The 24,767-nt window shown below is 56.9% G+C and carries 24 protein-coding genes, 1 tRNA gene and 1 pseudogene; 15 read left to right on the top strand and 11 right to left on the bottom strand.

Annotation, left to right across the window (positions count from 1 at the left end; genetic code table 11):
- Window positions 1-83 precede the first annotated feature (83 nt).
- Window positions 84-170 (bottom strand) — tRNA-Leu (locus tag IJL83_04050).
- A 246-nt stretch (window positions 171-416) separates the two neighbouring features.
- On the opposite strand from IJL83_04050, the gene IJL83_04045 reads away from it, so the two are divergent.
- The 7 genes from IJL83_04045 to IJL83_04015 all read left to right on the top strand — a co-directional run bounded on the left by IJL83_04045 (window position 417) and on the right by IJL83_04015 (window position 4,743).
- Window positions 417-1,463, top strand: a complete 1,047-nt coding sequence (locus tag IJL83_04045) for a hypothetical protein (GenBank protein MBQ6552769.1) — start codon at window positions 417-419, stop codon at window positions 1,461-1,463.
- Window positions 1,460-2,071 (top strand): hypothetical protein, encoded by a 612-nt coding sequence (locus tag IJL83_04040; GenBank protein MBQ6552768.1) that lies wholly within the window; start codon window positions 1,460-1,462, stop codon window positions 2,069-2,071. Before IJL83_04045 ends, IJL83_04040 begins: the two co-directional genes overlap by 4 nt.
- Before the next feature lie 162 nt (window positions 2,072-2,233).
- Window positions 2,234-2,776: a glutathione peroxidase gene (locus tag IJL83_04035; protein ID MBQ6552767.1), complete on the top strand. Its 543-nt coding sequence runs from the start codon at window positions 2,234-2,236 to the stop codon at window positions 2,774-2,776.
- A complete protein-coding gene (locus IJL83_04030) occupies window positions 2,776-3,036 on the top strand; it encodes a TIGR03905 family TSCPD domain-containing protein (GenBank protein MBQ6552766.1) in 261 nt (86 codons plus the stop codon). Before IJL83_04035 ends, IJL83_04030 begins: the two co-directional genes overlap by 1 nt.
- A 12-nt stretch (window positions 3,037-3,048) precedes the next feature.
- On the top strand, window positions 3,049-3,474 hold the full coding sequence (locus IJL83_04025) for a flavodoxin family protein (protein ID MBQ6552765.1): 426 nt from the start codon (window positions 3,049-3,051) through the stop codon (window positions 3,472-3,474).
- Window positions 3,475-3,490: 16 nt separating this feature from the next.
- Entirely contained in the window at window positions 3,491-3,922 is a 432-nt protein-coding gene (locus IJL83_04020; GenBank protein MBQ6552764.1) for a MarR family transcriptional regulator, read from the top strand.
- Window positions 3,923-4,020: 98 nt separating this feature from the next.
- Complete coding sequence (locus IJL83_04015; GenBank protein ID MBQ6552763.1) at window positions 4,021-4,743, top strand: hypothetical protein; 723 nt, start codon at window positions 4,021-4,023, stop codon at window positions 4,741-4,743.
- A gap of 51 nt (window positions 4,744-4,794) precedes the next feature.
- On the opposite strand, the gene IJL83_04010 is transcribed toward IJL83_04015, so the two are convergent.
- Genes IJL83_04010 through IJL83_04000 form a run of 3 tightly spaced genes read right to left on the bottom strand, consistent with a single transcriptional unit; the run spans window position 4,795 to window position 7,862 of the window.
- On the bottom strand, window positions 4,795-6,072 hold the full coding sequence (locus IJL83_04010; protein MBQ6552762.1) for an HD domain-containing protein: 1,278 nt from the start codon (window positions 6,070-6,072) through the stop codon (window positions 4,795-4,797).
- On the bottom strand, window positions 6,072-7,352 hold the full coding sequence (locus IJL83_04005) for an HD domain-containing protein (protein ID MBQ6552761.1): 1,281 nt from the start codon (window positions 7,350-7,352) through the stop codon (window positions 6,072-6,074). Before IJL83_04005 ends, IJL83_04010 begins: the two co-directional genes overlap by 1 nt.
- Before the next feature lie 42 nt (window positions 7,353-7,394).
- On the bottom strand, window positions 7,395-7,862 hold the full coding sequence (locus IJL83_04000; protein MBQ6552760.1) for a GtrA family protein: 468 nt from the start codon (window positions 7,860-7,862) through the stop codon (window positions 7,395-7,397).
- Between the two features lie 213 nt (window positions 7,863-8,075).
- Here IJL83_04000 and IJL83_03995 point away from each other — a divergent pair, with 213 nt between their 5' ends.
- On the top strand, window positions 8,076-9,998 hold the full coding sequence (locus IJL83_03995; GenBank protein MBQ6552759.1) for a hypothetical protein: 1,923 nt from the start codon (window positions 8,076-8,078) through the stop codon (window positions 9,996-9,998).
- Window positions 9,999-10,000: 2 nt separating this feature from the next.
- Complete coding sequence (locus tag IJL83_03990) at window positions 10,001-10,462, top strand: low molecular weight phosphotyrosine protein phosphatase (GenBank protein ID MBQ6552758.1); 462 nt, start codon at window positions 10,001-10,003, stop codon at window positions 10,460-10,462.
- Window positions 10,463-10,523: 61 nt separating this feature from the next.
- Here IJL83_03990 and IJL83_03985 read toward each other — a convergent pair whose 3' ends face one another.
- The 5 genes from IJL83_03985 to IJL83_03965 form a co-directional block, all read right to left on the bottom strand.
- On the bottom strand, window positions 10,524-13,439 hold the full coding sequence (locus IJL83_03985; protein MBQ6552757.1) for a glycoside hydrolase family 2: 2,916 nt from the start codon (window positions 13,437-13,439) through the stop codon (window positions 10,524-10,526).
- A 20-nt stretch (window positions 13,440-13,459) separates the two neighbouring features.
- Window positions 13,460-14,065, bottom strand: a complete 606-nt coding sequence (locus tag IJL83_03980) for a hypothetical protein (GenBank protein MBQ6552756.1) — start codon at window positions 14,063-14,065, stop codon at window positions 13,460-13,462.
- Between the two features lie 190 nt (window positions 14,066-14,255).
- Window positions 14,256-15,026, bottom strand: coding sequence for an RNA polymerase sporulation sigma factor SigG (sigG, locus tag IJL83_03975; GenBank protein ID MBQ6552755.1), 771 nt, complete (start codon window positions 15,024-15,026; stop codon window positions 14,256-14,258).
- A gap of 65 nt (window positions 15,027-15,091) precedes the next feature.
- On the bottom strand, window positions 15,092-15,784 hold the full coding sequence (locus tag IJL83_03970) for a sigma-70 family RNA polymerase sigma factor (GenBank protein ID MBQ6552754.1): 693 nt from the start codon (window positions 15,782-15,784) through the stop codon (window positions 15,092-15,094).
- A complete protein-coding gene (locus tag IJL83_03965; GenBank protein MBQ6552753.1) occupies window positions 15,781-16,686 on the bottom strand; it encodes a sigma-E processing peptidase SpoIIGA in 906 nt (301 codons plus the stop codon). The genes IJL83_03970 and IJL83_03965 overlap by 4 nt, the downstream gene beginning before the upstream one ends.
- Before the next feature lie 199 nt (window positions 16,687-16,885).
- On the opposite strand from IJL83_03965, the gene IJL83_03960 reads away from it, so the two are divergent.
- The 6 genes from IJL83_03960 to IJL83_03935 all read left to right on the top strand — a co-directional run bounded on the left by IJL83_03960 (window position 16,886) and on the right by IJL83_03935 (window position 23,786).
- The gene (locus IJL83_03960) at window positions 16,886-17,101 is read left to right on the top strand and encodes a hypothetical protein (protein ID MBQ6552752.1); all 216 of its coding nucleotides are present in this window, start codon (window positions 16,886-16,888) and stop codon (window positions 17,099-17,101) included.
- 1 nt (window position 17,102) lies between these two features.
- Window positions 17,103-18,218 (top strand): radical SAM family heme chaperone HemW, encoded by a 1,116-nt coding sequence (gene hemW, locus IJL83_03955; protein ID MBQ6552751.1) that lies wholly within the window; start codon window positions 17,103-17,105, stop codon window positions 18,216-18,218.
- A gap of 243 nt (window positions 18,219-18,461) precedes the next feature.
- Window positions 18,462-19,154 (top strand): helix-turn-helix transcriptional regulator, encoded by a 693-nt coding sequence (locus IJL83_03950; protein ID MBQ6552750.1) that lies wholly within the window; start codon window positions 18,462-18,464, stop codon window positions 19,152-19,154.
- A gap of 7 nt (window positions 19,155-19,161) precedes the next feature.
- Window positions 19,162-19,860, top strand: coding sequence for a 16S rRNA pseudouridine(516) synthase (locus tag IJL83_03945; protein MBQ6552749.1), 699 nt, complete (start codon window positions 19,162-19,164; stop codon window positions 19,858-19,860).
- Between the two features lie 390 nt (window positions 19,861-20,250).
- Window positions 20,251-21,963, top strand: a complete 1,713-nt coding sequence (locus IJL83_03940; protein MBQ6552748.1) for an ABC transporter ATP-binding protein — start codon at window positions 20,251-20,253, stop codon at window positions 21,961-21,963.
- Window positions 21,960-23,786, top strand: a complete 1,827-nt coding sequence (locus tag IJL83_03935; protein MBQ6552747.1) for an ABC transporter ATP-binding protein — start codon at window positions 21,960-21,962, stop codon at window positions 23,784-23,786. Before IJL83_03940 ends, IJL83_03935 begins: the two co-directional genes overlap by 4 nt.
- 397 nt (window positions 23,787-24,183) lie before the next feature.
- On the opposite strand, the pseudogene rpmF reads toward IJL83_03935, so the two are convergent.
- Window positions 24,184-24,363, bottom strand: a pseudogene (rpmF, locus tag IJL83_03930) (50S ribosomal protein L32).
- Window positions 24,364-24,484: 121 nt separating this feature from the next.
- On the bottom strand, window positions 24,485-24,767 hold a 283-nt coding region (locus IJL83_03925; GenBank protein MBQ6552746.1), incomplete at its 5' end, for a DUF2752 domain-containing protein.

Below are 24,767 nucleotides of genomic sequence, written 5' to 3'. Positions count from 1 at the left end.
TTGAGATTGAAATTCGGATAGTCGAAATAAACGACAAATCCGAACCCTTCGCCAATCGGCTTAGGGTTCGGATTTGTACTGTTTGGTGCGGATAAGAGGACTTGAACCTCCACGAAGTTGCCCCCACTAGAACCTGAATCTAGCGCGTCTGCCAATTCCGCCATATCCGCGTATGCTTCTTTCGGAAGCGCAAGAGTAATTATACCGCCCGACGGCGCGTTTGTCAAGCATAATTTTCGCGCATTTGTTAAAATATCGGAGCGGTTTTGTGAAAAAAATTGCCATTCTCTTGCGAAAAGGGTAGACTTTATCTGAAAAATGTGTTATAAATATGTTATATAGGAAAATAGCGAATTATATGTCATGAACAAATCCGTGCGTTCGGAGTTATCCGGATGCGATAGGAGGCGGAGTTAATGTCAAAAAGCAATCGCGCGTTCGTTGCGCGTTGTTTCGCGGTCGCGGGACTTATAGTAGTCGCGGTATTCTGCCGCGGAGTAGCGCGCGGAGCGGGCAGCGACTTTCTTGCTGAATTCCTCAAGTTCGTCAGCACGTTCATTTATATAGGTATGCTGACGGCGTGGGGATTTTCCGTCGCGCGCCGCGTAGTGCAAAAGCAGACCCGCCGTCTGCTTACTTTTGCTGCGGCCGCCGGAGTGTTCCTGCTCGCAGCCGTCGAATTCATATCGCTCTTCGTGCTTAACGTAACGGCGGCGAAGGTGATTTTCTACCTCTGCTGCGCGGCTGCGCTCGCGGTGCCGACCTGCGCGCTGCTGACAGCTTTCTGCGTCGGCAAGCCGGACGGATACCGCCTGCCGAAAGCGGCGTATCTCATCTGCATACCCGCTGCTCTGATCGCGGCGTTCGTTGCCACCAACGACCTGCACGGCCTCGTCTTCACCTCGCTTCCGCTGCGCGGGGCGGACGAAGCGGCCTACGGCGCCGGCTTCTACGCGCTTGCGGGCTGGGCGGCCGTCTGTATGCTCGCCGCGCTGATAATAACGCTCGTCAAGAGCGGCAAACGCAAGAAGGGCAAGTACCTCTGGCTGCCGCTTCCCGTCGCGATCTCCGCGACCTATATAATCCTCTACGCCGTTGGCGCGCCGTTCCTCCGCGGCAACTTCGCGGATGCGGCGACGTTCCTCTGCCTCGCGTTCGCTGCGTTCTTCGAGAGCTGCCTGCACTACGGAATGATACGTTCCAACGCGCTTTATGAAGATATGCTCCGTGCCGCGAAGGGCGTATCCGTTCGCCTCGTTGACGTGAATTACGAAGAGCTCTGCGTTTCCGCGGACGCCGATCCGATGAGCCGCGGCGAAATGATGACCGCGTTTGAAAGGCCGGTGCACGTGCGCGGCGGCAAGACGCTTTACAGCGCGCACGTCGGCGGCGGCTACGCCTTCTGGACGGAGGACGCGAAAACACCGGGTATTTCCCTTGAGGAAGGGGGTGCGGACAGATGACGCAATTTTCTCTGCTCGCTCCCGAATGGCGTCTGCTTCTCGCCGGTCTGTTTTTCATAACGGCTGTCGCGGAGCTCGCGCTCTGCATTTACCAATACGTTTCAACACATAAGATAAGGCATTGCATCAAGGACGCGATCGTTTTCGTGCAGCTGCTGCTGATGCTCGCGCTGATAACCGCAGAAGGCAGTCCGGATCTCGTAGGCGACACGATAAAACTGCCCTGGCTCATCTTCCCGGCGGTCGCGGTCGCGGTGGCTGTCCGCTTGTTCTTCGGCTTCAGGCATGAAAAGAGGCGCGATGAGAGGCGGCTTACGCCGTTCGCGGTAAAGCAGGCGCTGGACGGACTTGACGAAGGCGTATGCTTCGCGGATTCGGACGGCAGACTGCTGCTCGTGAACGCGAAGATGGAAACGCTTGCTCGCGAGCTCGTCGGGCAGGACCCGAAGCTTGTGGGAGACATCGAAGCCGCCGCCGCGGATGCTAACGGATATTTCCGTTCGTCCGACGGCAGGGAGTGGAGCTTCAAGTTCACCCCGCTTCACGGCGAAAACGTCGAGGGCTTCACGCAGGTGACCGCGGTCTGCATCACCGAGGGCAAGTTCTGACAAATACGCTCATACGAAAAGCGCCTCTGCGGAGGCGCTTTTTTGCGTATTATTCGGCTTGCCGGGCACTTTTTTCAAAAAACTCTTGACAAAACAGGAGAGGCGAGTATAATAATAATTGAACTCAATCAAATTGAGAACAACCAAAAGGAGGGCAAAACAATGTCAATCTATGATTTCAAGGTCAAAACGATGGATGGCGGCGAGGTCTCGCTGGCGGACTACAAGGGAAAGGTGCTGCTTATCGTGAACACGGCGACGGGCTGCGGCTTCACCCCGCAATACGACGGGCTGCAGGATCTTTACGAAGCGCATCAGGCGGACGGTCTGGAGATACTCGACTTTCCCTGCAACCAGTTCCACGAGCAGGCGCCCGGCGACGACGTGGATATCCACAGCTTCTGCACCGGCCGCTACGGGATAACCTTCCCGCAGTTCTCGAAGATCGACGTCATCGGCGAAAACGCCGATCCCCTCTTCAAATATCTCTCCGAGAACACGCGGTTCGAGGGCTTCGGCAAGAGCCCGATGTCGCTCATCCTCAAGGGCGTCGTCAAAAAGATGGATAAGGATTATAAGAATAACGGCAACGTGAAGTGGAACTTCACAAAGTTCCTCATAAGCCGCGAAGGGGAGATCCTCGCCCGTTTCGAGCCCACGCTCCCGATGGACGAGGTAACGAAAAAGGTCGAGGAGGCGCTCTGATGCGTTACGATTACAGAACCGAAAACGTCTGCTCTCAGGTCATCAGCTTTGACATCGACGGCGACGTTATAAGCAACATAGAGTTTTACGGCGGCTGCAACGGCAATCTCAAGGCGATAAGTAAGCTCGTCGACGGCTGGACTGTGGAGAAGATCGAGCAGTATCTGCTCGGCAACACCTGCGGACGCCGCCCGACTTCCTGCGCGGATCAGCTCGCGAAGGCGGTCAGAAAGGCCTATAACGAAACGCACGCCGCGTAAGGAGAGATTATTATGAAGATCGCCGTATCCTATTACACCAGATCCGGCAACACCGGAAAACTCGCGGAAGCGATCGCCTCGGCGCTCGGCGTGACGGCTCGCCCCGTCGCCGACGGGCTCGAAGGCGAAGCAGATATGCTTTTCCTCGGCAGCTCGCCCTACGCCTTCGACGTTGATGACGCGATAAAGGAATTCGTCGCCGCCTGCGCCGGAAAGGTAGGGGTCATCGTTTGCTTCGGCACGTCCGCTTCGGGAATGTCCACGCGCAAAAAGATAAAAGCGGCGGCAGACAAGGCGGGAGTCAAGGTGAGCGAAGAATACTTCAACTGCCCCGGGCGCTTCAAATTTATGCATAAGGGACGCCCGAACGAAGCTGACGCCGCGGCTGCGGCGAAGTTTGCCGTGGAAACGCGCGATAAGCTCGCGTCCGAGGCGTAGCTTTTCGGAGGATATTATGGACAAATACGACGCGCTCAAGCTTGAAAATCAAATATGCTTTCCGCTCTACGCGGCGTCGCGCGAGATGATCAAGAAATACACGCCGCATCTGAAGGAGCTTGATCTGACCTATACGCAGTATATCGCGATGATGGTCTTCTGGCAGGAAAAGGAGATAAGCGTCAAGGAGCTCGGCGCGAAGCTTTTTCTCGACAGCGGCACGCTGACTCCGGTGCTCAAGAGTCTGGAGGAGAAGGGCTGCGTCAAACGCCGCCGTTCGCCCGACGACGAACGCGTCGTGCTCGTCGCTGTCACCGAACGGGGTGAAGCGCTCAGGGAACGCGCGCTTTCCGTGCCGGAAAAGGTTTCCGGCTGCGTCCGGCTCGAGCCCGAAGAGGCGATCAAGCTTTACGAGCTGCTCTATAAGGTGCTGGCATTGCTGAAATGAAGAACACGCTCCGGGCGCGATGCGCCGGGAGCGTGTTTTTTTCTTGCGGACGGAGTCGAAAAATGGTATAATCATATCCGGGAATGGAGGGAAACGAAATGGCTAACGAAAACGGAGAATGGGTGTCGCGTGCGCTCAGATACGACGCGCCCGGTCGGCTGAAGACTCCGGAGGAGCTGATCGCGCTGGTGGAGAAGGACGGATTCCTGCCGCTTTTCGCCAACGGCGTGGAGGGCTTCTCCGTCGAGGAACGCACCCTCGCGCTCGACTGGTGGATAGACGATCCCGCCCGCGATCCGTGGGAATGGCGCAAGGTCGTCGCCGACGGCGGCAAGGTCGCTTACGGTAAGTTTTTCGGCGGCAAAGCGGGCTTCGTTTCACTCGAATGGCTGCCGTTCTTCGCGAACTGGAGGCGCGACGGCTACGACTTCGACGCGCTCTGGAGCGACGGCAAGGTGGACCGCCGCGAAAAGCTGATTATGGATCTTTTCGCGGACGGCGGCGAGCTTTACTCGAACGAGATCAGGCGCCTCGCCGGCTTCGGCAAGGGCGGCGCGAAGAACTTTGAAGGCGCGCTCACCGCGCTTCAGCATAAGTTTTATCTGACCGTGCGCGACTTCCGTCAGCGGCGTAGCCGCGGCGGCGAGCCGTACGGCTGGCCCATCGCGGTCTATTCGACGCCGGAGAGCCGCTGGGGACACGGTCTGCTTTCGTCGGCCTACTCCGAGCCGCCGGAAAGGTCGCGCGAGCGCGTTTTCGCCCGCGTCCGCGATCTTTATCCGAACGCGGCGGAAAAGCAGATAAAAGAGATATTGAAATAGTTGGAGCAATAAAAAAGGACGGCCGCGCGGCCGTCCTTTTTTGATTATGTTTTACTCATTCGCGACGTGTTTTAAAAACACTTCCGCGAGTTTCGGATCGAAGTGCGAGCCGGATTCATCGCGTATGATCTCGAGCGCCTCGCCGACCGGGATCGCCTTTTTGTAGCAGCGTTCGGAGATCAGCGCGTCGTAGACGTCGGCGATCGCCATTATTCTCGCGGCGAGCGGAATATCCTCGCCGGAGAGTCCTTCCGGATAGCCGCTCCCGTCCCAGCGTTCGTGATGGCAGGTCGCTATAGCGGAGGCGAACTTCAGGTATTCCTCGTCGGTGATGCCGCTGAGTATCTGTCTGATGACCGTGCCGCCTTCGGAGGCGTGGCGCTTCATCTGCTCGAATTCCTCGGGTGTCAGCTTGCCGGGTTTCTTCAGTATATCGTCCGGAACGACTATCTTGCCGACGTCGTGCATCGGCGCGAGCGCGTAGAGCTCGGTAACGAAACGGTCGTCAAGCGCGTCGGCGTAGACTCCGTCGTTTCGGGCGTTTTCGGCGATGCTCTTGACGAGGTTGCTCGTGCGCGAAACGTGCTCGCCGGTCTCTGCGTCGCGGCTTTCTATCAAGCTCGCCATTCCGGTTATGATGTTCTCCTGCATACCCGATATTACTTTCTGGTCCGCTACGAGCTTTGCTTTCGCGTCCTGCTGGACCAGATCGTTGTAATAGATGTAACAGAGACTCGCGCAGACACCGATGGCGATATAGTCGGTATAAATCTTAAAGAAGATAAGCGGGATGATTCCGGCCGCCATTATTACCGGTATCATTACGATCGTGAGAACGTCCCTGTGCTTGAAGCGCCTGCCGACCATTATCAGACTTCCGATGAGGAAGAGCAGACTGACTATATAAAACGCTTCGTAGATTATGTAATATTTGCCGCGGAAGTAGGTGCCGTTCTCGTCGAAGTAGAATACCCAGCCGAAATACAGCGAAAGCAGCTCGATCGCCGCGTGTATCAGCAGCAGCGCGCCGGAGACCTTTATCATGCGGCGCATACCGAGTGCGCCCGCGAAGAAGACGGGCAGCATCGGGGTGATCGAGAACTGCACCGCCGTCAGAATCGACAGCGGGACTACCACGCCGCCGCCGCTGCCGCTGAACTTCAGCGCCAGGACTTCCGCGCCCGCGCAGAGCATTACGGCGAGGAAGGTGCAGATATACCAGCGCTTCTGCCCCTTTGTGAACGCCGAATAAGTCACGACGTGTATGAGCATCGCGAGCATCAGCAGCTCCGTGATAACTATTGCGAATAAGTAAAAGTTATAATCCATCAATCGTTTTCTTCTTTCGAGAACGGATAGTATTTGAGGAATATCTCCGCGAGCTTCGGATCGAAGTGCGCGCCGGCTTCGAAGCGGATTATCTCGAGCGCCTTGTCGACGGGGATCGCCTTCTTGTAGCAGCGCTCGGAAACCAGCGCGTCGAAGACGTCGGCGATCGCCATTATCCTCGCGGCGAGCGGGATGTTCTCACCGGAAAGACCTTCGGGGTATCCTGCGCCGTCCCAGCGCTCGTGATGGTAGGTCGCTATGTCGGAGGCGAACTTCAGGTATTCTTCGTCGGTGATGCCCTTCAGCATCTGCCTTACGACGTCTCCGCCTTTGGAGGCGTGAGTTTTCATTATCTCGTATTCTTCGTCCGTCAGTCTGCCGGGCTTGCGCAGTATGCTGTCCGGAACGAGTATCTTGCCGACGTCGTGCATCGGCGCGAGCGTGGAGAGCAGGGAGACGAAACGCTCGTCTATCTCGTCCGGATAGATCCGCTCGGCCATCGCGTTCTCGGCGATCGCCTTGACGTAGGCGCCGGTGCGTGAAACGTGCTCGCCTGTATCGGTGTCGCGGCTCTCGATGAGGTTCGCCAGCCCCGATATCGTATGCTTCTGCATAACGGTTATCTTTTCCTGATTTGCGACCAGGTCGGCGTGTATATCCTCCTGCACGAGGTCGTTATAGTAGATGTAGCAGAGGCAGGCGGCGATACCGATGCTGATATATGCTATATGTATCTCCATCAACGTCATCGGGATAATGCCCGCGATGAGTATTACGAGCACCATTCCTATCGTCAGCGTGTCTCTGTGGCGGAACTTTCTTCCGACCACGATCATGCTGATTATCAGATAAAGCAGCGCGAGGAAGTAGCAGACGGTGTAGATAATAAAGAACTTTCCGCGGTGATACCCTTCGGCGTCGAAATAAAACACCCAGCCGAACGGCGCGGAAACTATCTCGATCACCGCGTTTATCATAAAGAACCGCACGGCCTTTTTAGATTCCTTATGCTGACCGAGCGCGCCGGAAAAGAAGACCGCCAGCAGCGGCGAGGCCGAGAACTGGATGACCGTTATTACCGTCAGCGGTATCGCCCAGGACGGCTTGTAATACCCGCAGTGGACGGCGAATTCGGCGGCGGAGCACACCATAACCGAGGCGAAGGTCATAATGAACCAGGCCTTCTGCTGACGCGTGAAGCCGGAGTAGTTTATCACGTGCAGCGTCATGGCTATCATAAGCAGCTCTATGATGATTGTAGCGCTCATGTAAAAGGTCATGTCGTTATCCTTTCGCGGTTACGGCATAAGCTTCATCGGAGATTATTCGTCGATGATTCCCGTATAGCCGTCGCTTTCTTCCGTTACCTCTTCATTCTTCTTGACGGCGGAGTCGATGGACTTGCCGAAGACGAAGAAGCGCTGGAACAGGAACTCGGTAACGAGGTTGATGAACATATTTATAACCGTGACGAGGTATTCGTTCCACCCGAGCGTCATCGTCAGATAGTGCTCAAGCATTGTGGAGAGCGGGGTGAACACGGCGTAGTATCCGGCGACCTTGAGCATCGCGATCGGCACGTTGTTTGCGGATTTGAAGGTGAACTTGCGGTTGAGCGTGAAGTTCCACAGAACCGACAGGACGAGCGCGATCAGGTAGGATACCCAGTAGGGCAAGTGCCAGACCTCGTTCATCAGAGTGAAGCTGCCGATCTGTATGATTCCGGCGCTTATAGAAAAAAGCATGAACTTGATCGTGCGCACGAACTCTTTTTTGCCTTTGCTTTCCATTCTCTGCCTCTTTTCAAAAATATATAGCAATTATATCACAAGCCGCCGCGTTTTTCAAGAATAATCTTACGGCGCCGCGTTTTCGTTTCGCCGCCGCGCGCGTCGGCGAAAAAGTTACAAAAAGGTTACAAAATTGTAACTAATTTGTAACCGTTTTTTTCCGTCAACCGTGCTATAATGATAGCATAAGTTAAACGAAGGGAAGCATTTGAGATGAAACGCGTTATTGCATTGGTAATACTCACCTGCATGGCGGTCGGGCTCTGCGCCTGCGCGCCGAAGAAGGAAAACGGCTTCGTGAAGCTGGAGCTCGGCGATCTGACGAACTACGGCGTGAACTCCCTCTCCGTCTGGGGCGACGAGGCGCTGATAATGCTCTACAACAACGCCGCCGGTGCCGAAACGCCTTATGAGCTGCGCCGCTGGGATCTGAAACGCAACAAGCTCATAAACGAGCTGAAATTCGCGTCCGACAATGGATACGGCTACTCCGCCGCTTATGACGAAGCCGGCGTCGTTATTCTCACCGAATGGCGCGGCGAAGAGAAAGAAGTAACTATCGGCTACGACCGCGACTTCAACAAGCTCGACAACTACGTTCCCAAAAAGGTCGATCCGGAGGCGCGTTACAAAGCGCTCGGCGTGACCGATTTCTGGCAGGACGACTACTGCGCCTTCTACGACGGCGGCAGGAAGCGCGCGATGATATTCTACGACGACCCGAGCAGGATATACTTCGTCGAGACGGACGCCGAATACGGCGCCGCGAAGTACGGGATGAAGATCGCGTACTGCAAAGACGGTGAGGACAAAAACTCCTTCCACCTGACCGATTTCGCAAAGGGCGGGATAATCAACCGCGCCGATGTTTCCACCGTGCGCGAGGGATATTACAACGCCTACGCCAACCAGACGGTCATGAACGACAAATACGTGCTGACGGTGCTGGAGTTTGAAAAGGAGAGCGACCATCCCGAGCCCGACTATGACGGCGGCGAAGACTTATCCTCCGAAGAGGAGCGGAGCTCCGAAGAAGAGAGTTCCTCCGACGAATCGGAGAGCGGCGGCGAAAGCTCCGAAGAGGAGAGCTCGTCCGCGTCCTCCGACAGCGCGGAAAGCGAGCCGCCCGAGTCCTCCGGAAGCTCCGAGCCGGAAAGCTCGTCCGAGCCGGAGAGCGTCGAGCCCGAAAGCTCCGCCGCCGAAACCTCATCCGAGCCGCAGCCCAACGCCGCGGACGACATAGTTGAACTCGCCGGAGAGGAAGAGGACTGCGAGGGCGCGGGCGAGGAGTATGAGGGCGAGGACTGCAACTGCGGTTACGACGGCGACTATCAGGCGGTCGAGACCGTTATCGACATCTACGTCTGGGACTTCACCGTCGGCGCGTACGAGACCGCCGACAGCGCCAACGTGACGTCCGTGAACTTCGGCGAGATCGAGGAGAAGACGAAGGCGCGCGCCGACGAGATCGGTGAAAAGTACGGCGTCAAGATCATCATCAACCCCGAGGAGCGCACCGCCGAGAACGGCATCGCCGACCTTGAGAACAACGACACCTTCGCGCCCGGCTATATGTGCCTCGATATCCTCGACGAAACGCTCGGAAAGTTCCCGCAGGGCATCTTTACCGAGATGCTGAACGGCGATATGTTCGAGGAGTTCCGCCTCTATATTGCAAAGCGCATAAGCGACGATTTCTCCGCCGCTTACGCGAGCAACAGCAACGGCATACTCTATATCGCGCTGTCGACCTCGTTCTTCAACGAGTCCAACATCGCCCACGAAATGATGCATTCGATGGAATACCGCATGGACGATATATGGGACAGATGGCAAAAACTCAACCCGAAGGGCTTCGAGTATTACGGCGATCCGCGCGAGGCGAACGACACCGACTACGATGAAAATTACTTCGTCCGCGGTTACGGGCAGGCGAATCAGCTTGAGGACCGCGCCACGGTCTTCGAGGAGCTTTTTATCTCCGGAGACAACGAGGATCTCGAAAGCTGGTGGTATGCCGACAAGCCCGGCGTCGTCGCGAAGGCGAAGTTCCTCTGCGCCGAGATACGCAAGGCGTACCCGAGCGTCGCGGCGGTCGACGAGGCGGTCTGGGAGCGCTGGATCAGAGGGCTCTGATAATGAAGAAGATACTGTTCGTCTGCCACGGCAATATATGCCGCAGTCCGATGGCAGAGTATATATTCCGCGACGAAGCCCGCAAAGCGGGGCTTGAAGCGCGCGCCGAGTCCGCCGCGACGAGCGGCGAGGAGATATGGGGCGGCGTGGGCAATCCCGTATATCCGCCGGTGAAAAAACTGCTCGCGGAGCGGGGCATAGACTGTTCGGATAAGCGCGCCCGCCTGCTGACGAGGCGCGACTACGCCGGCTTCGACCTCATCGTCGTGATGGACGGCGCGAACCTCCGCAACACGCTGCGCGTATTCGGCGGCGACCCGGAGGGAAAGGTGCGCAAGCTGCTCGATTTCACGGGCAGGGGAGGCGATGTCGCGGACCCGTGGTATACACGTGATTTCACCGCCGCCGAGCGCGATATCGACGACGGCGTCCGCGCGCTGATCGGGTATTTGAAGAACGTATAAGAGAAAACGAATAAACAAAACAAAACCTGCCTTTCGGCAGGTCTTTTTTATATTCGCGACACTATTTCTTCTCCGGCTTTATCGTGAAGGCGAAGGAGAAGCGCTTTTCGGTGAAACGGTATTTATCCTGCAGGCGCGGGCCGCAGCTGTTCGTGCCGATGCCGCCGAGCGCGCCGTCTACGGTGAGGACGGAATGCTTCGGCTCCGGCAGCTCCCAGTCGTGCGCGGCGGCTTCGAGCTCGCCGACGTCCCACCGCGACAGCGAGAAGGCGAAGTCCGCGTCCGCGGAAACGTTCAGCGCGGCGCCTTCGCCGCGGACGGTCAGCTCGCGGACGTTCATGCGCTCGCCGCAGTCCTGCGGCTTGACGCTGTAATCGAAGCGTTCGGGCAGCGCCGCCTCGAAGCGGCCTATCCGTGTCGCGAGCGTTTTGTCGGGGTAGCTTTCGCCCGCGCCGCGCCCGAACCACGCGAAGCGCGTGAAGTCCTTTTTCAGCGGCAGCGCGAGCCCGAAGCGGGGGAGGGAGGGCGCGCTTTCCGCGACCTCGACGCCGAAGCGGGCGGCGCAGCTCCCGTCGGCGAAGAAGCGATATTCCGCCTCGACCGCGAAGGGCGGCACGACGACGTCGCCGCCGAGTGTGATCCGCGCTTTTACCGCGCCGCCTACGGCGCTTATCTCACGCGCTTCCGCGCGCATATCGTAGAATCCGGCTTTGCGCCACTCTTCTTTTTCCCGGACGTCGTTATCCGTCGCGGCGCGCACGGCGCTGAAATACGCGGGCTCCGCGAGCAGCTCTTCGCCGCCCGCCTTAATCGAAACGGGCAGGCCGGAGAGCTTGGATACGATATATTCCGCCTCGCCGGCGGTTATTCTTATTTCGGTATCGCTTTCCGCGATCGCGGCCGCGCCCTCGGCGCCGGAACGCGCGGGGAGCGCGTATTCGCCTCGCGTGAACTGCTTGAAGCAGACCTCGTTCATATTCCGGTCGAGCACGGAGAAGGTGACCGCCGCGAGGCCGTCGCCGTCGGGGAAGCGGAGCGGTATGACCGCGCTTCCGAGCGGCTCGATGCGCGGCATCGCCTCGGCTTTGAGCGAAACTCGCCTTCCGTTCAGCTCGCCGAGTGTTTTCAGCAGATACCCGTCCGACGGGGTGAAAGAGAGGCGGCTCGTTATCCTCACGCCGCCGTCCGCCTCATTGAAGGCGAATGGCGCGTACGCCTGCTTCAGCTCGAGCAGGCCCGAATGCGGCTTACGGTCGGCGGAGACGAGCCCGTCCATGCAGAAGTTGCCGTCGTGATACGCTTCGCCGAAGTCGCCTCCGTAGGCGAAGCGCGGGGAGCCGTCGGCGTTTTCGCCGGTCTTTATCCCGTGGTCGCACCATTCCCAGACGCAGCCGCCGCACATGCGCGGCTCGGAGTATATCAGCTCCCACCAGTCGGCGAGCTCGCCGCCGCTGTTGCCCATCGCGTGATTGTATTCGCAGAGGAAATACGGGCGTGGGTCGGGGCGCGCGAGCTGTTTTTTTATATCCTCGAGCGATGGGTACATACGGCTTATGAAGTCGACGCCGGCGGGGTAGTCACCCTCGGGCGTCATATCCGCGGAAGCGCCCTCGTAATGCACCGGGCGCGTTGCGTCGAGCTTATGCAGCAGGTCGGTGCAGGCGATGAAGTTCCCGCCCCAGAAGGATTCGTTGCCGAGCGACCATATCACGACGGAGGCGCGGTTTCTGTCGCGCGCCCAAAGCCGCGTTTCGCGGTCGAGCAGGGCGTTTTTCCACATCGGCTTTTCGGCAATATCCTTCGTCAGCGCGTAGTCCGGCGCGGCGGTGAGTACACCGTGCGCCTCGACGTCCGCCTCGTCGATAACGTAGAAGCCGTATTCGTCGCAGAGCTTGAGAAAGCGCGGGTCGTTGGGATAGTGCGAGGTGCGTATCGCGTTGACGTTGTGCGCCTTCATCAGCTCGAGGTCGAGCCGCATATCGTCGGTCGTGACGGCGCAGCCGCGCTCCGGGTGCGAATCGTGGCGGTTTACTCCGCGCAGCTTGACCGGCGCGGAGTTGACCTTGAATACGCCGCCGTCCGTGGCGACGCTGCGGAAGCCGACGCTTTCGTATATCTTTTCGCCCGCGGCGGATATTTCGAGGGTGTAAAGCTCCGGCGTTTCCGCGGTCCACAGCCGAGGCGAAGGAACGCGCAGCTCCGCGCTTCCCGCGCAGTCGGCGGAGGCGATCACGCTTTCGCCGTCGAAAAGCCGCAGACGGCAGGGCGCGTCGCCTTCGAAGCGGAGCGCGCCGTCCGCGCCCGCGGTAACGGTGTAGTCGCGCAGATGTCCCTCGCTGCGCGAGAGCAGATATACGCGGCGGAAGACGCCGGACGTGCGCCACTTGTCCTGACATTCGAGATAAGTCCCGTCGCACCATTTCAGCACGAGTATCGCGAAGCGGTTGCGCCCTTCGCGCAGGTGTTCCGTTATATCGAGTTCGCTCGTCGAGTGCGACACCTGCGAATAACCGGCGAAGCGGCCGTTCACCCATAAGTAAAAGCAGGAGTCGACGCCCTCGAGGTTTATGTAAGCGCGCCCGCGCGGAGTCAGCTCGACGTCGCGCAGATAGAGCCCGGCGGGGTTTTCGCGCGGAACGAACGGCGGATCGTAGGGGAACGGATAGCGCACGTTGATATACGCCGGCTTGTCGTAACCGTTCAGCTGCCAGACGGAAGGCACGTTCAGCGTCGCTTCCGGCAGCGGATAGTCCGCGCCGACGGCTTCTTCCGGCACCGCCTCGGGCGAAGCGTAAAACGCGAAGCGCCACTCGCCGCAGAGCGACGTGAAAAGCGACGACGCGCCACAGTCCGCGAGCGCGGAAGCGGCTTCGCGCGGGGGCACGCGGTCGCCCTCGGCGTAGGGGATATAATACGCCCTCGGCGCCTCGCAGCCGATATGCAGTTTATCGGTATCCTGATGGTATTTAAGTTCCATACTCACACCGCCTTGATGATTTATCTCAACCCGATATTATTGTTGTAAACAAAGAAATGCGCGTAGCCAGCGTTCGACTGCGAACTGTATACCCCTTCCCAAATGCCTTCCCACGTAGCCGTGGGGTCGTCGACCAGCACGTAGGCGTCGTAGGTGTCGTAACGGGCTGTAGGCGGATTATCGCCGCTGAAATGCAGCAGGTATTTGAAGCTGCCCTTGCGGTCGGTCTCCATGCCTTTGCTGTCGCGCACCGTGAAGGAGTATTCCTCGCCGTCGAACTCGACGAGGCAGAAGAAAAGCACCGGGTAATTATCCTTTTCGCGCGCGTAAAGCTCGGAGCTTACACTTTTATCGTCAAGAGTGTAATACTGCGCGAGCAGGACCGACGCGGGCGTGTTTTCGGCGACTGCGGCATAAAAATCGTCCCATACGCCTCCGCCGGAGGTGAGGACGCCGCCCTCAAAGACGACCGTATCCGTGTCCTTCGCCCACTCCAGCGCCTCGTCTGCAGTGCAGACATTCAGCGCGTAGCGCTCGGCAGGGCTCAGCGTTTCGCCCTTCGCGCCGCACGCCGCCGCCGTCAGTCCGACGGCGATCAAAAGCAAAACAGCGATTATTGTTTTCATATCTTACCTCCCGAACGGCTGCCGCAGTTTTTTAATGACAAGCCGTTTCATAAATAAGACACGGGAAAAGGCGAAATCTTACATAGGGTTTTTGTCGGCGATACCGTTCGCCTGCTATTGAATTATACCAGAAATCGCGGCAAAAATAAAGAGCAAATAAAAAACGCCTCGAACGAGGCGTTCAAATATTTCAAAGCTGTTTCTTTATCTCGTTAAGGGCGCTTTTTTCGAGGCGGGAGACCTGCGCCTGCGAAATGCCGATCTCGGCGGCGACCTCCGTCTGCGTCCTGCCCTTGATATAGCGGAGCGAAAGGATGTGCCGCTGCCGCGGGGAGAGATTGTTTATCGCGTCCTTAAGCATTATTTCCTCTATCCAGTTCTCGTCGCTGTCGCGCGGACTGCTTATCTGGTCCATAACGAGTATCGCGTCGCCGCCGTCGTTATAGATCGGCTCGCTGAACGAAAGCGGATCGACTATCGCCTCCATCGCGATGACGACCTCCTCGCGCGGAACGTCCATCTTTTCCGCCAGCTCGGTGACGGAGGGCTCCCTGCCGAGCTTCGTCAGCAGCTCCTCCTTCGCGCGCAGGGCGCGGTAGGCGGTGTCGCGTATCGACCTGCTGACGCGGACTGCGGAGTTGTCGCGCAGGTGGCGGCGCACCTCGCCGATTATCATCGGCACGGCGTAGGTCGAGAAGCATACCCCGTGCGACGGATCGAAGTTGTCTATCGCCTTTATCAGACCGATGCACCCGACCTGAAAGAGATCGTCTGGATTCTCTCCGCGGTTGGTGAAACGCTGGATGACGCTGAGCACGAGCCGCAGGTTGCCGCATACGAGCTTGTCGCGCGCGGATGCGTCGCCCCGGCGTATCCTTTCGAGCAGCTCGGTTTTCTCGGATTCCTTCATCAGCGGAAGCTCCGCGGTGTTCGCGCCGCATATTTCGACCTTGTTCGTCATTGCCGTACCTCCCGTAAATTACGCTTACGGAAAAAGTATCGGCAGATTCGGCGGATGTTATGCGCTTATACCAGACTTTCCAGCTCGCTTTTGAGCCGCGAGAGGATGCGTTTTTCGAGCCGCGAGATGTAAGACTGCGAAATGCCGAGCTTGTCGGCGACCTCCTTCTGCGTCAGCTCGCGCCTGCCGCAGAGGCCGAAACGCAGCTCTGTAATCTCGCGTTCGCGCGCGCCGAGGCGCGAAACGAGTTCGGCGAGCACCGTGCGCTCGGCTTCGCTTTCAACGCCGCGTCCGATCTCGCTTCCGTCCGAGCCGAGCACGTCGGAGAGCAGCAGCTCGTTGCCGTCCGCGTCGGCGTTCAGCGGCTCGTCGATGGAGACCTCGGCGCGCTGTCCGCTTATCTTGCGCAGATACATCAGTATCTCGTTCTCGATACAGCGCGAGGCGTAGGTCGCCAGCTTGATGCCGCGGTCGGCCTTGAAGGTTTCCACCGCCTTTATCAGCCCGATGGAGCCGATGGAGATCAGGTCTTCGATGCCCGCTCCGCTCGTTTCGTATTTCCGCGCTATATAGACGACGAGGCGCAGGTTGTGAACGATCAGCGCGTCCCGGGCGGTCCTGTCGCCGCCGAGCCGCGAAACGTATTCCGCCTCCTCCTGCGGCGAAAGCGGCGGCGGCAGGGTGTCCGGCCCGTTTATGTAAAAGACCTTCCCGAAGAATCGGGAGAGGCGCTCTTTCAGCCAAATCAGGAAGTTCATATCTCCGCTCCTTTGCGCTTCTTTTTGCTTGTTTGCGTCAGTCCGCGGAGCAGCGCCGCGCCGGCGAGGGAATCGTATCTCCCGTCGGACGAAAGCGGCCCCGCGACGACGGCGACGAAGACGTCGCCTGTCTCGTATTCCGCGCCGCCGGAGATCACTCTCACCGCGTCCGGACGGAACGCCGGCAGCGCCGCTCCGCCTCCGAAGGCGCCGCGCGCGGATATGAGGCGGTAGCCGTGTCCCCACTCCGCCGCCTCGCGGCAGGGGTGTCCGCGGAACGCGGGGCGCGCGGGCTTCGGTATCAGCCGCGCGACTGCGGCGTACTCCGCGACGAGCACCGGCGCGCCGGAGACCGGCTCGGTCAGCCCGTTTCCGGAGTCGTAGAGCGCATTCAGCGCCGCCGTCCGCCCGCCGACGCGGAGAAGCACCCGCGCGTGACTTTCGCTCCGCTTCGGCAGCAGGCGGCTGAATATCCACACCGCGCAGTAAGAGCCGCCGATGAGCATAAAGAGAAAAAACGGGTCGACGTCTATATAGATCGCGTCGCCGCTGATGACGACGCCGTCCGGCTTCAGCAGCGTGTACGCGCCGAAGACCGCGCCGCCGAAGCCGAAGCTGACCGCGTAAAACACTCCCAGCGCCTTGAAATATCCCGCCGCGGTGCGCGCTCCGAACGCCGCCAGCGCGAGCACGGCGGAGAAGAGCAGCTTCACCCCCACCGTCGCGAGCAGCGTAAGGTTCGGGAAGAACACCGCTACGGAGTATGCGGCTCCGAGCGCGGCGCATACGGTCAGCCGCAGTCCGGAAAGGCGGCGTTTCAGTATCCTCGCGGTGACGGCGAGCAGAGCGAAGTCGATAAAGAAATTGACGCAGAAAAGCACGTCGGCATATACCGTTTTCATTCGCTCCACCCCCGTCCCGCGCTTTATATTATAGCCGTCCCGTCCGGAGAAAAGAGGTCGAAAAAAGGGCGCGGAAAAACATTTTCCCGCGCTGCACGCAACGCCGTGAAAAAGAAGGGGTTGAAATTTTTTCGATTCTGTGATAAAATTCAGCGTAACGGCGACACTGACGCCGTATCCCATACGGGAGGAACAGAAAATGAAAGCGAAAAAACTTCTCATAATACTGCTCGCGGCGCTTATCGCGCTGTTCTCGCTCTGCGCCTGCGGCGGCGACGAAACGAAGGGCGATCCCGACAAAAACGGCTCGGTTGACGACAGCTACGCCGCTTCGTCGGACGAAACGCAGGACTCCGGCGAAAGCTCCGGCAGCTCGCTGAACGAAAACTACTTCCAGTCCTCCGTGATGCTCTGATATGAAAAAGCCGCTGGGGATCTACGTTCATATTCCGTTTTGCGTGAAAAAATGCGGTTACTGTGACTTCTGTTCGGTAACCGATTTTTCGCTTATTCCGGAGTATATTTCGCGCCTCTGCGCCGATATCCGCGCCGCCGGCGAAGCGCACGGCGGCGAATACCGGGTCGACACCGTCTATTTCGGCGGCGGCACGCCGTCCTGCGCGGGAACGGAGCTGATAAAGGCGCTGGACGCGATCCGCGCCTCTTTCGGCGTCGACGCGGACGCCGAGATCTCGTTTGAAGCCAACCCCGCCACCGCCGACCTGCCTCTGCTGACGGCACTGCGCGAAGCGGGCTTCAACCGCCTCTCCGTCGGCATCCAGTCAGCCGATGAAGGCGAGCTGAAAAAGCTCGGGCGCATCCACACCTTCCGCGACGCCGTGCGAACGGTCGCGGAGGGCAGAGCCGCGGGCTTCGGGGACGTCGGCGGCGATATGATGCTCGGCATCCCAGACCAGACCGCCGCGTCCATGCGGCGCACGATATACTCCTTCGCCGCGCTCGGCCTTGACCACGTCAGCGCGTATATGCTGAAGATCGAGCCGGATACCCCGTTCGGCAGAAACGTCCCGTCCGACCTGCCGGACGAGGAGCAGACCGCCGAAATGTACCTCGCCGCATCCGGCCTTCTCCGCGAGCTCGGCTACGAACGCTACGAGATAAGCAACTTCGCGAAGCCCGGCTACGAATGCCGCCACAATATGAAATACTGGTCGCTCGGCGACTACCTCGGCTTCGGCCCGACCGCGCACTCCTGCTTCGGGGGCAGGCGCACCTCGACAGAGGGGAGCGTCGCCGACTACGCCGCCGGCAGAGCGTATAAAAAAGACCGCGGTCCCTGCGGCGGCGCGGACGAATACATAATGCTCGCGCTCCGCACCTCCGGCGGCATAGACCTCGCGCTTATGCGCGAACGCTTCGGTCTGCGCTTTGTGCCGAACGCCGTCACCGCCGAACTTGAAAAGCGCGGGCTAATCCGCGTTTCCGACCGCATAACGCTTTCCGACGAGGGAGTGCTCCTGTCGAACTCCGTCATCACGGAACTCACGGACGCGTTTGCGGCGGTTGAATAATATGAGTAGGATTCATACCGACACCCAATTTTCGTCCTTTTGCACAAAAATAGAAAGTCATTTTTATGCAACTTGACGAAGAAATTGTCGCATTTTCGTCTTTACAAATCGGAAAAACTGATATATAATATACATTACGTTGATTTGAGGTGTAAATAATACGTGTCTCCGGTAGCGGCGGCACTGTATTTTTTTCACGCTTTTGCAACGGATGAAAAAAACGCAGGGAAGGAGGAGGAACGCTTGCAGACGAACGATTTCGCGCGGGTCATAACCTTAATCAGAAAAGAAAAAGGCATCAGTCAGAAGCAGGCCGCGTTGGAACTCGGCGTTTCTCAGGCGTTGCTTTCCCATTACGAAAAGGGCGTGCGCGAATGCGGGCTCGACTTCGTCCTCCGCGTCGCGGATTACTACGACGTCTCCTGCGACTACCTGCTCGGCAGGAGCGCCGACCGCCTCGGCACTACCATCAAGGTCGACGAGATCCCCGAGGAAGAGGGGAGCGGCGACAAGGCCCTGCGCGGAAGCGTGCTCCCGACGCTCAACAAGAAGTTGATAGTCAACTCGCTGAACGTTATCTTCGATATCCTCGCGGAATGCGACAACAAGACGCTCGTTACCGAGATGTCCGATTACATTATGGACGTCGTCTATAAGGCGTTCAGGTATATCTATTCCGCGAACGCGGGCAACACCGCCGCGATGTTCAAACTGAACGAAGAAGTCTTCCCGGAGCTCATCGCCGCCGATATGCTCATCCGCGAGACGAAGATAAAGGCCTGCCTCGGCAAGGCGCACGTCGAGGGCGTTACCGCCGCGGAGAAGGCGAAGGAGCTGAAGCTTTCGCCCGAGAAGATAAGCAAAAACTGGCCGTCCCTTTCGGGCTCGCTGCTGAACCTTATCAAGACGGTCGAGAACGAACAGGAAGCCAAATAATTCTGCTATGGAACGGTTGGACGGATACGTATCCTCACGCGCGAATATCACGCGCCGGGACGCGAAGGCCGCGATAAAGCGCGGCAGGGTAGCCGTGGACGGCGCCGTCGAGCTTTCTCCGGAGCGGAAGATAGATACCGAAACGGTGAGCTTCGACGGCAGGACGCTGCCGCGGAGCTCTTTTGTTTATATCATGATGAACAAGCCCGCAGGAGTGCTCAGCGCGTCGGAGGACAGGCGGCAGAGCACGGTCGTGGACCTGCTTCCCGAAAGCCAGAAACGGCGCGATGTTTTCCCGGTCGGGCGGCTGGACAAGGACACCACGGGGCTGCTTATAATAACGAACGACGGCGCCGCCGCGCACCGCTTGCTCGCTCCGGCGTCGCACGTCGACAAGACGTACATCGCGGAGTTGGACGGAACGCCGACCGCCGCGGACGCCGCCGCCTTCGCGGAAGGGATGGAGCTTGCGGACTTCACCGCGCTGCCCGCGAAGCTGGAGCCGCTCGGCGGAAATCTCGCCCGCGTGACGCTGCGCGAGGGGAAGTTCCATCAGGTCAAGCGTATGTTCGCCGCGCGCGGCCTTACCGTGCTTTCGCTGAAGCGCGTCGCCTTCGGCGGCGTGACGCTGCCGCCCGGCCTCGCGGAAGGCGAAGCCCGCCCGCTCACCGCCGAAGAGCTCGCGAAGCTCGGGATAGAGGAATAATACGTCAAACCGCATAAAAGTGATCGGAGTCGCCCTAAAGGGGCGACTCCCTTTTGCTGTTGAAATAGCGTCGACCTATTTATAACCGGAGTCGAAAAACCGTCATACAGAGCGAAGCGAAATACCACCGGGATTCTGCGCATCCGCACGATATTCCGGGTTTTGTTATCTGTGATTCAATTTTTATAATCTGTAGTTAAATATTTTGAAAAAACATATTGACAATTTTTCGGGGGGTGGGGTATACTCGCTATACAATATCTGCGAGAGGTATGCTTCTGACATATGAGAAATGAAAAGAAAATGTCAAGCTGGAAACACACCGTAAATAACAACAGATTTATGCTCGGTCTGGTTCTCAAAGCCTGTCCGGGGGTGTTTTGGCTTATGATGGCGGAAAATATTCTCGCCGGTGTAAATTCGTTCCTTTTAGGCACTTATCTTTATAAATACGCTCTGGACGCTCTGCAGGAGGGCAAGCCGCTGAAAACGGTTGTCATAACGCTGGCGTGTATGGCTGGATACTCGATACTTGTCAACGTATTCGGCTGCCTCGCGACGCGCTACTATAAGCTCAAATACCCGGTCATAGATGCGTACGTCGAGAACATCCTGGCGAAGAAGGCGGCGGAAGTGGATCTGAAATGCTTTGAAAACCCGGAATTCTATGATATGTACGTCAAGGCGATTGACTCGGCGAGCCCGTACGGAACTATGTACAGCGTGACAAACATCATCTGGGCTGTGGTTAATGTTGTAGCCGTCGGGACGCTGATCTTTACTATCGATCCGATATTCCTGCTGCTCGCTTTGCTTCCGTTTATATACACGCTTCTTATAGGCAAAAAAAGGAACAGACTCTATTACGAATACAATATGAAGAATAAAGAAGTCCGCCGCCAAAGAGACTACGTTCGCAGGACGTTTTATCTGCAGGAGTTTTCAAAAGAAATGCGTTTGACAGAAATGTGGAAAGTTATGTTCAACCGTATGCATAGCAGCATTGCGGAAATGAAAGCGATAGTACGGAAGTACGGATATAAGATAATGCTTTTACGTTACCTGTTCGATTTTATTTTTGAGGTGATAGTGGATACCGGCACAATAATACTTGCGGCTTTCAGAACGCTGGTCAGCAAAACGATGCTTCTCGGGGATTGCTTTGTTGTGATAAACTCGATAGCCGGCATAGCGAGTAATATTGACTACATCGGCAATACAATTATGGATCTCGATCAAAACTCACTCTACATAGATAATCTGCGCAGCTTTCTTGAGTATGAGGTGCAGATAGCTGAGGATAGTAATGCCCCCGATGCTCCCGCATTTGAAAAGATGGAGATCAGGGATGTAACCTTCGCATACGAAGAGCAGGACACTCCGGCGCTGTCAGAAGTCAGCTTCACGGTGAATGCCGGCGAGCGGATCGCCGTCGTTGGCCACAACGGAGCCGGCAAGACCACCCTTGTCAAATTGCTGCAAAGACTTTATGATCCTGACAAGGGCGAGATATTGCTGAATGGCAGGAACATCAAAGACTACCGACTTTCATCCTATCGTGGTAAGTTCGGGATCGTGTTTCAGGATTACCGCCTTTTTGCCGCTACCGTTGCGGAGAACGTGCTGTTGCGCGGCGATATAACCGACGATGACAGAAAAACGGTCAGCGATGCACTCAAAAGAGCGGGTGCGTATGAAATGGTCGAGGCGCTCCCCGACGGCGTCGATTCCAACGTGACAAAGGAGTTTGACAGCGAAGGCGTGATCTTCTCGGGCGGCGAGGCGCAGAAGATTTCGATAGCAAGACTGTTTGCCGGAAAGCACGAGATTGTTATTATGGATGAGCCTACATCAGCCCTCGATCCGATTGCAGAGCAGGAAATGTACCGAAATATGTTCGAGGCGTGTGAGGGAAAGACCGTCATTTTCATTTCTCACCGACTTTCGAGCGCGACGATGGCGGATCGAATCTATATGTTTGAAAGCGGAAGGATCGTCGAGCAAGGTAGCCACGGAGAGCTTCTGTCACTGAACGGCGGATATGCTGAAATGTGGCATAAGCAGGCGGACTCCTACGCGGATACAGAGGAAGTGATAATATGAAAAAAGAGAGAATAGAGAAAGAGAAACAGGAAGGGCACAGCTCGATAGGTGTTTCAAAGAACATCTGGTTTATGCTTCGCTATTCGTTCAAGTATTCGCCATCTTATACCTTTGTTACGCTCGTTGAAGCGTTCGGCAGGGGAGCATGGCACATAATCGGGATTCTGTTTTTGCGATATTTGTTTGACGCAATCGAAGCGGGAGTGGAATTCCGGACTGTTTTGTTTTGGAGCCTGCTCGTTGCCGGATATAAAGCGGCGTTTGAGCTTTTTAACAAATGGCGTCTCGAGGTATACGTGCCGCGCGTCAGACTGATTCTTCACGAAGGCGTGCAGAGCGAGCTCTACAAAAAGGCGCGGGAGCTTGATCAGAGCTGTTATGACGATCCGGAGTTTTATAATGATTTCATCTGGGCTATACGCGAATCGGACAATCGCGTTGTTGAAATTATGGAAAACTTCAGCATCTTCATCAACCGCCTTGTGTCAAGCGCCGTCATACTCGGCGTGCTCGCTTTTATAGACTGGATTGTTGCGGTAGTGCTTCTCGTTTCCGTCGGGCTCGGATTTGTGGTTATGATAAAGATAAATAGAATTGAATATAAGATGGAAGAAGAGCTGAATCCGGTCAACCGCAGACTCAGCTATGTGGACAGGGTTTTTTATCTTCAGGATTATCAAAAGGAGCTTAGACAGGGCGGGATCGCGGAGCATTTGAGGAACAGCTATCAGAAAACAACCGGAACAAAGATCGGATGCATAAGGAAGTATGTGGGAAAGATCGTCGCTTTGAAATTCCTGCGGTCCGGGCTTTTGAATCTGTTTCCGTCTACGGTTGTTACAACGTATCTGGTGATTCGATATATTGTTGACCCTGCTCTTTCGCTTGGCGCGTTTTCTGCGAGCATAGCGGCGAGTTTCAAGCTGTATTGGACGATAACTGATCTCATCGGATATATCAATAAGTTCCACGAGCACAGCCTTTACATAGAAAGAGTCAGGAAGTTCGTCGGGTACGAACCCAAGATCAAAGGAGAACTTAAGGACGTTCCCGCGTTCGAATCGCTTTCGATAAGGAATCTTGAATTCGCATATCCCTTTGCGGAGGACGGGAAGAAAACGCTCAAGGGTATCGATCTTGAGATAAGAAAAGGTGAAAAGGTCGCCTTTGTCGGATACAACGGCGCGGGGAAGACGACGCTCATCAAGCTGCTTATGAGGCTTTATGATGCAAAGGACGGCGAGATACTTTATAACGGGCGCAGTATAACTGAGTTTGTTCCCGATGAATACCGCAAACACATCGGAGCCGTTTTCCAGGACTACACGGTTTTTGCTGCTACGGTCGCAGAAAACGTGATGGGTGGGGAATACGCGGACGGTGATGAAGAAGCGGTTGTGTCGGCTTTGAACGCGGCTTCGTTCGGGAACAAGTTGAAGGAGCTCCCGAATGGGATTCGTTCGCAGCTAACAACGGAGTTCAGCGACGATGGCGTAGGACTCTCCGGCGGAGAATCGCAGAAGATTGCCATCGCGAGGGTGTTTGCTAGACCGTTTGAGTTGATAATTATGGATGAACCGTCCAGTGCGCTCGACCCGATTGCGGAGTATGAGATAAACCAGTCCATACTCAAAAGCGCGGAGGGCAGAACGGTCATTTTTATATCTCACAGACTCTCCACAACGCGTATGGCGGATAGTATTTATATGTTTGCCGATGGCAAGATAATTGAGAGAGGATCTCACGACGAACTGATGAGACAAAATGGAAAGTATGCAGAAATGTACCGTGTGCAGGCGAAGAAATACAAAAACGCGAGTTGAAAACGGCTGAATCGGGATAGATGCCGCTCTGAATGCGGAGCGACGTCGATTTACATAACAAAAAAACAGACGGATCGCTCCGTCTGTTTTTTCGCTTTCAAAAACCGGAAACTTACTCGACCTTCTCTTCGACGGCTTCGGCAGCTTCCTCGGCCTTCTCTTCGACGGCTTCGGCAGCTTCCTCGGCCTTCTCTTCGACGGCCTCGGCGACTTCCTCAACCTTTTCCTCGATGGGCTCGGCCTTTTCCTCGACGGCCTTCTCGACCTTCTCTTCGGCGGTCTTGGCGGTCTTCTTCGCGGCCTTCTTGGTTTCCTTCTCGATTGCCTTCGCGTCCTTCGCGGCGGCCTTGGAGACCTTCTTCTCTTCCTTCTCGGCGGCCTTGGCTTCCTGCGCGGACTTCTCGACCTCTATGATCTTTTTGCCGTCATAGTAGCCGCAGTTCTTGCAGACTCTGTGGGACAGCTTGAGCTCATGGCACTGCGGGCACTCGGCCATGCCGGGTACTTTCGCCTTCCAGGTATTCGCGCGTCTGCTGTCGCGCTTCGCTTTTGAAACTTTTCTCTTCGGTACTGCCATCAGTACGCACCTCCATATGTAAAGGGTATTTATCCACTCAAAAGGACACTTGATATATTTTATATGAAACCTTGCGGTTTGTCAACAAAAACTTTTTCAAAATTTCGATTTTTTTGAGGTTTTACGCCTTCGCGGCAAAAACCGAGGAGTGTATCTCCGCATAAACGAAGCTTCCGGGCGTCAGCGCGCGTATAACGTAGACCGCGAGCAACGCAATCCCGATCGCGGCGGCGACGGCGATCGCGGCGCGTTTCCCGCCGGGAAGCTTCCACGCTTTCCGGTGTATCAGATAAAGCAGCGGTAGCGGCAGAAAGAAGACCAGCGGATGATAATACCACGCTCCCGCGAAGTCGAGCTTCGCGAGCGAAAACAGCGCGCGGCTCATCCCGCAGCCGGGGCAGGGG

Source organism: Clostridia bacterium (assembly GCA_017438525.1).
In the GTDB taxonomy this organism is placed as follows: Bacteria; Bacillota; Clostridia; order Oscillospirales; family RGIG8002; genus RGIG8002.
This window is presented reverse-complemented; position numbering and strand designations above follow the sequence as displayed.

What these genes read in the sequence shown, in the direction of transcription:
- IJL83_03985 (MBQ6552757.1), bottom strand. Translation starts at nt 13,439, where the DNA reads ATGGAACTTAAATACCATCAGGATACCGATAAACTGCATATCGGCTGC.
- IJL83_04010 (MBQ6552762.1), bottom strand. Translation starts at nt 6,072, where the DNA reads ATGGATTATAACTTTTACTTATTCGCAATAGTTATCACGGAGCTGCTG.
- IJL83_04040 (MBQ6552768.1), top strand. Translation starts at nt 1,460, where the DNA reads ATGACGCAATTTTCTCTGCTCGCTCCCGAATGGCGTCTGCTTCTCGCC.
- IJL83_04045 (MBQ6552769.1), top strand. Translation starts at nt 417, where the DNA reads ATGTCAAAAAGCAATCGCGCGTTCGTTGCGCGTTGTTTCGCGGTCGCG.
- IJL83_04025 (MBQ6552765.1), top strand. Translation starts at nt 3,049, where the DNA reads ATGAAGATCGCCGTATCCTATTACACCAGATCCGGCAACACCGGAAAA.
- IJL83_03960 (MBQ6552752.1), top strand. Translation starts at nt 16,886, where the DNA reads ATGAAAGCGAAAAAACTTCTCATAATACTGCTCGCGGCGCTTATCGCG.
- IJL83_03940 (MBQ6552748.1), top strand. Translation starts at nt 20,251, where the DNA reads ATGGCGGAAAATATTCTCGCCGGTGTAAATTCGTTCCTTTTAGGCACT.
- hemW (MBQ6552751.1), top strand. Translation starts at nt 17,103, where the DNA reads ATGAAAAAGCCGCTGGGGATCTACGTTCATATTCCGTTTTGCGTGAAA.
- IJL83_04020 (MBQ6552764.1), top strand. Translation starts at nt 3,491, where the DNA reads ATGGACAAATACGACGCGCTCAAGCTTGAAAATCAAATATGCTTTCCG.
- IJL83_04030 (MBQ6552766.1), top strand. Translation starts at nt 2,776, where the DNA reads ATGCGTTACGATTACAGAACCGAAAACGTCTGCTCTCAGGTCATCAGC.
- sigG (MBQ6552755.1), bottom strand. Translation starts at nt 15,026, where the DNA reads ATGACGAACAAGGTCGAAATATGCGGCGCGAACACCGCGGAGCTTCCG.
- IJL83_03935 (MBQ6552747.1), top strand. Translation starts at nt 21,960, where the DNA reads ATGAAAAAAGAGAGAATAGAGAAAGAGAAACAGGAAGGGCACAGCTCG.
- IJL83_03965 (MBQ6552753.1), bottom strand. Translation starts at nt 16,686, where the DNA reads ATGAAAACGGTATATGCCGACGTGCTTTTCTGCGTCAATTTCTTTATC.
- IJL83_03970 (MBQ6552754.1), bottom strand. Translation starts at nt 15,784, where the DNA reads ATGAACTTCCTGATTTGGCTGAAAGAGCGCCTCTCCCGATTCTTCGGG.
- IJL83_04005 (MBQ6552761.1), bottom strand. Translation starts at nt 7,352, where the DNA reads ATGACCTTTTACATGAGCGCTACAATCATCATAGAGCTGCTTATGATA.
- IJL83_03980 (MBQ6552756.1), bottom strand. Translation starts at nt 14,065, where the DNA reads ATGAAAACAATAATCGCTGTTTTGCTTTTGATCGCCGTCGGACTGACG.
- IJL83_03945 (MBQ6552749.1), top strand. Translation starts at nt 19,162, where the DNA reads ATGGAACGGTTGGACGGATACGTATCCTCACGCGCGAATATCACGCGC.
- IJL83_03990 (MBQ6552758.1), top strand. Translation starts at nt 10,001, where the DNA reads ATGAAGAAGATACTGTTCGTCTGCCACGGCAATATATGCCGCAGTCCG.
- IJL83_04035 (MBQ6552767.1), top strand. Translation starts at nt 2,234, where the DNA reads ATGTCAATCTATGATTTCAAGGTCAAAACGATGGATGGCGGCGAGGTC.
- IJL83_04000 (MBQ6552760.1), bottom strand. Translation starts at nt 7,862, where the DNA reads ATGGAAAGCAAAGGCAAAAAAGAGTTCGTGCGCACGATCAAGTTCATG.
- IJL83_03995 (MBQ6552759.1), top strand. Translation starts at nt 8,076, where the DNA reads ATGAAACGCGTTATTGCATTGGTAATACTCACCTGCATGGCGGTCGGG.
- IJL83_04015 (MBQ6552763.1), top strand. Translation starts at nt 4,021, where the DNA reads ATGGCTAACGAAAACGGAGAATGGGTGTCGCGTGCGCTCAGATACGAC.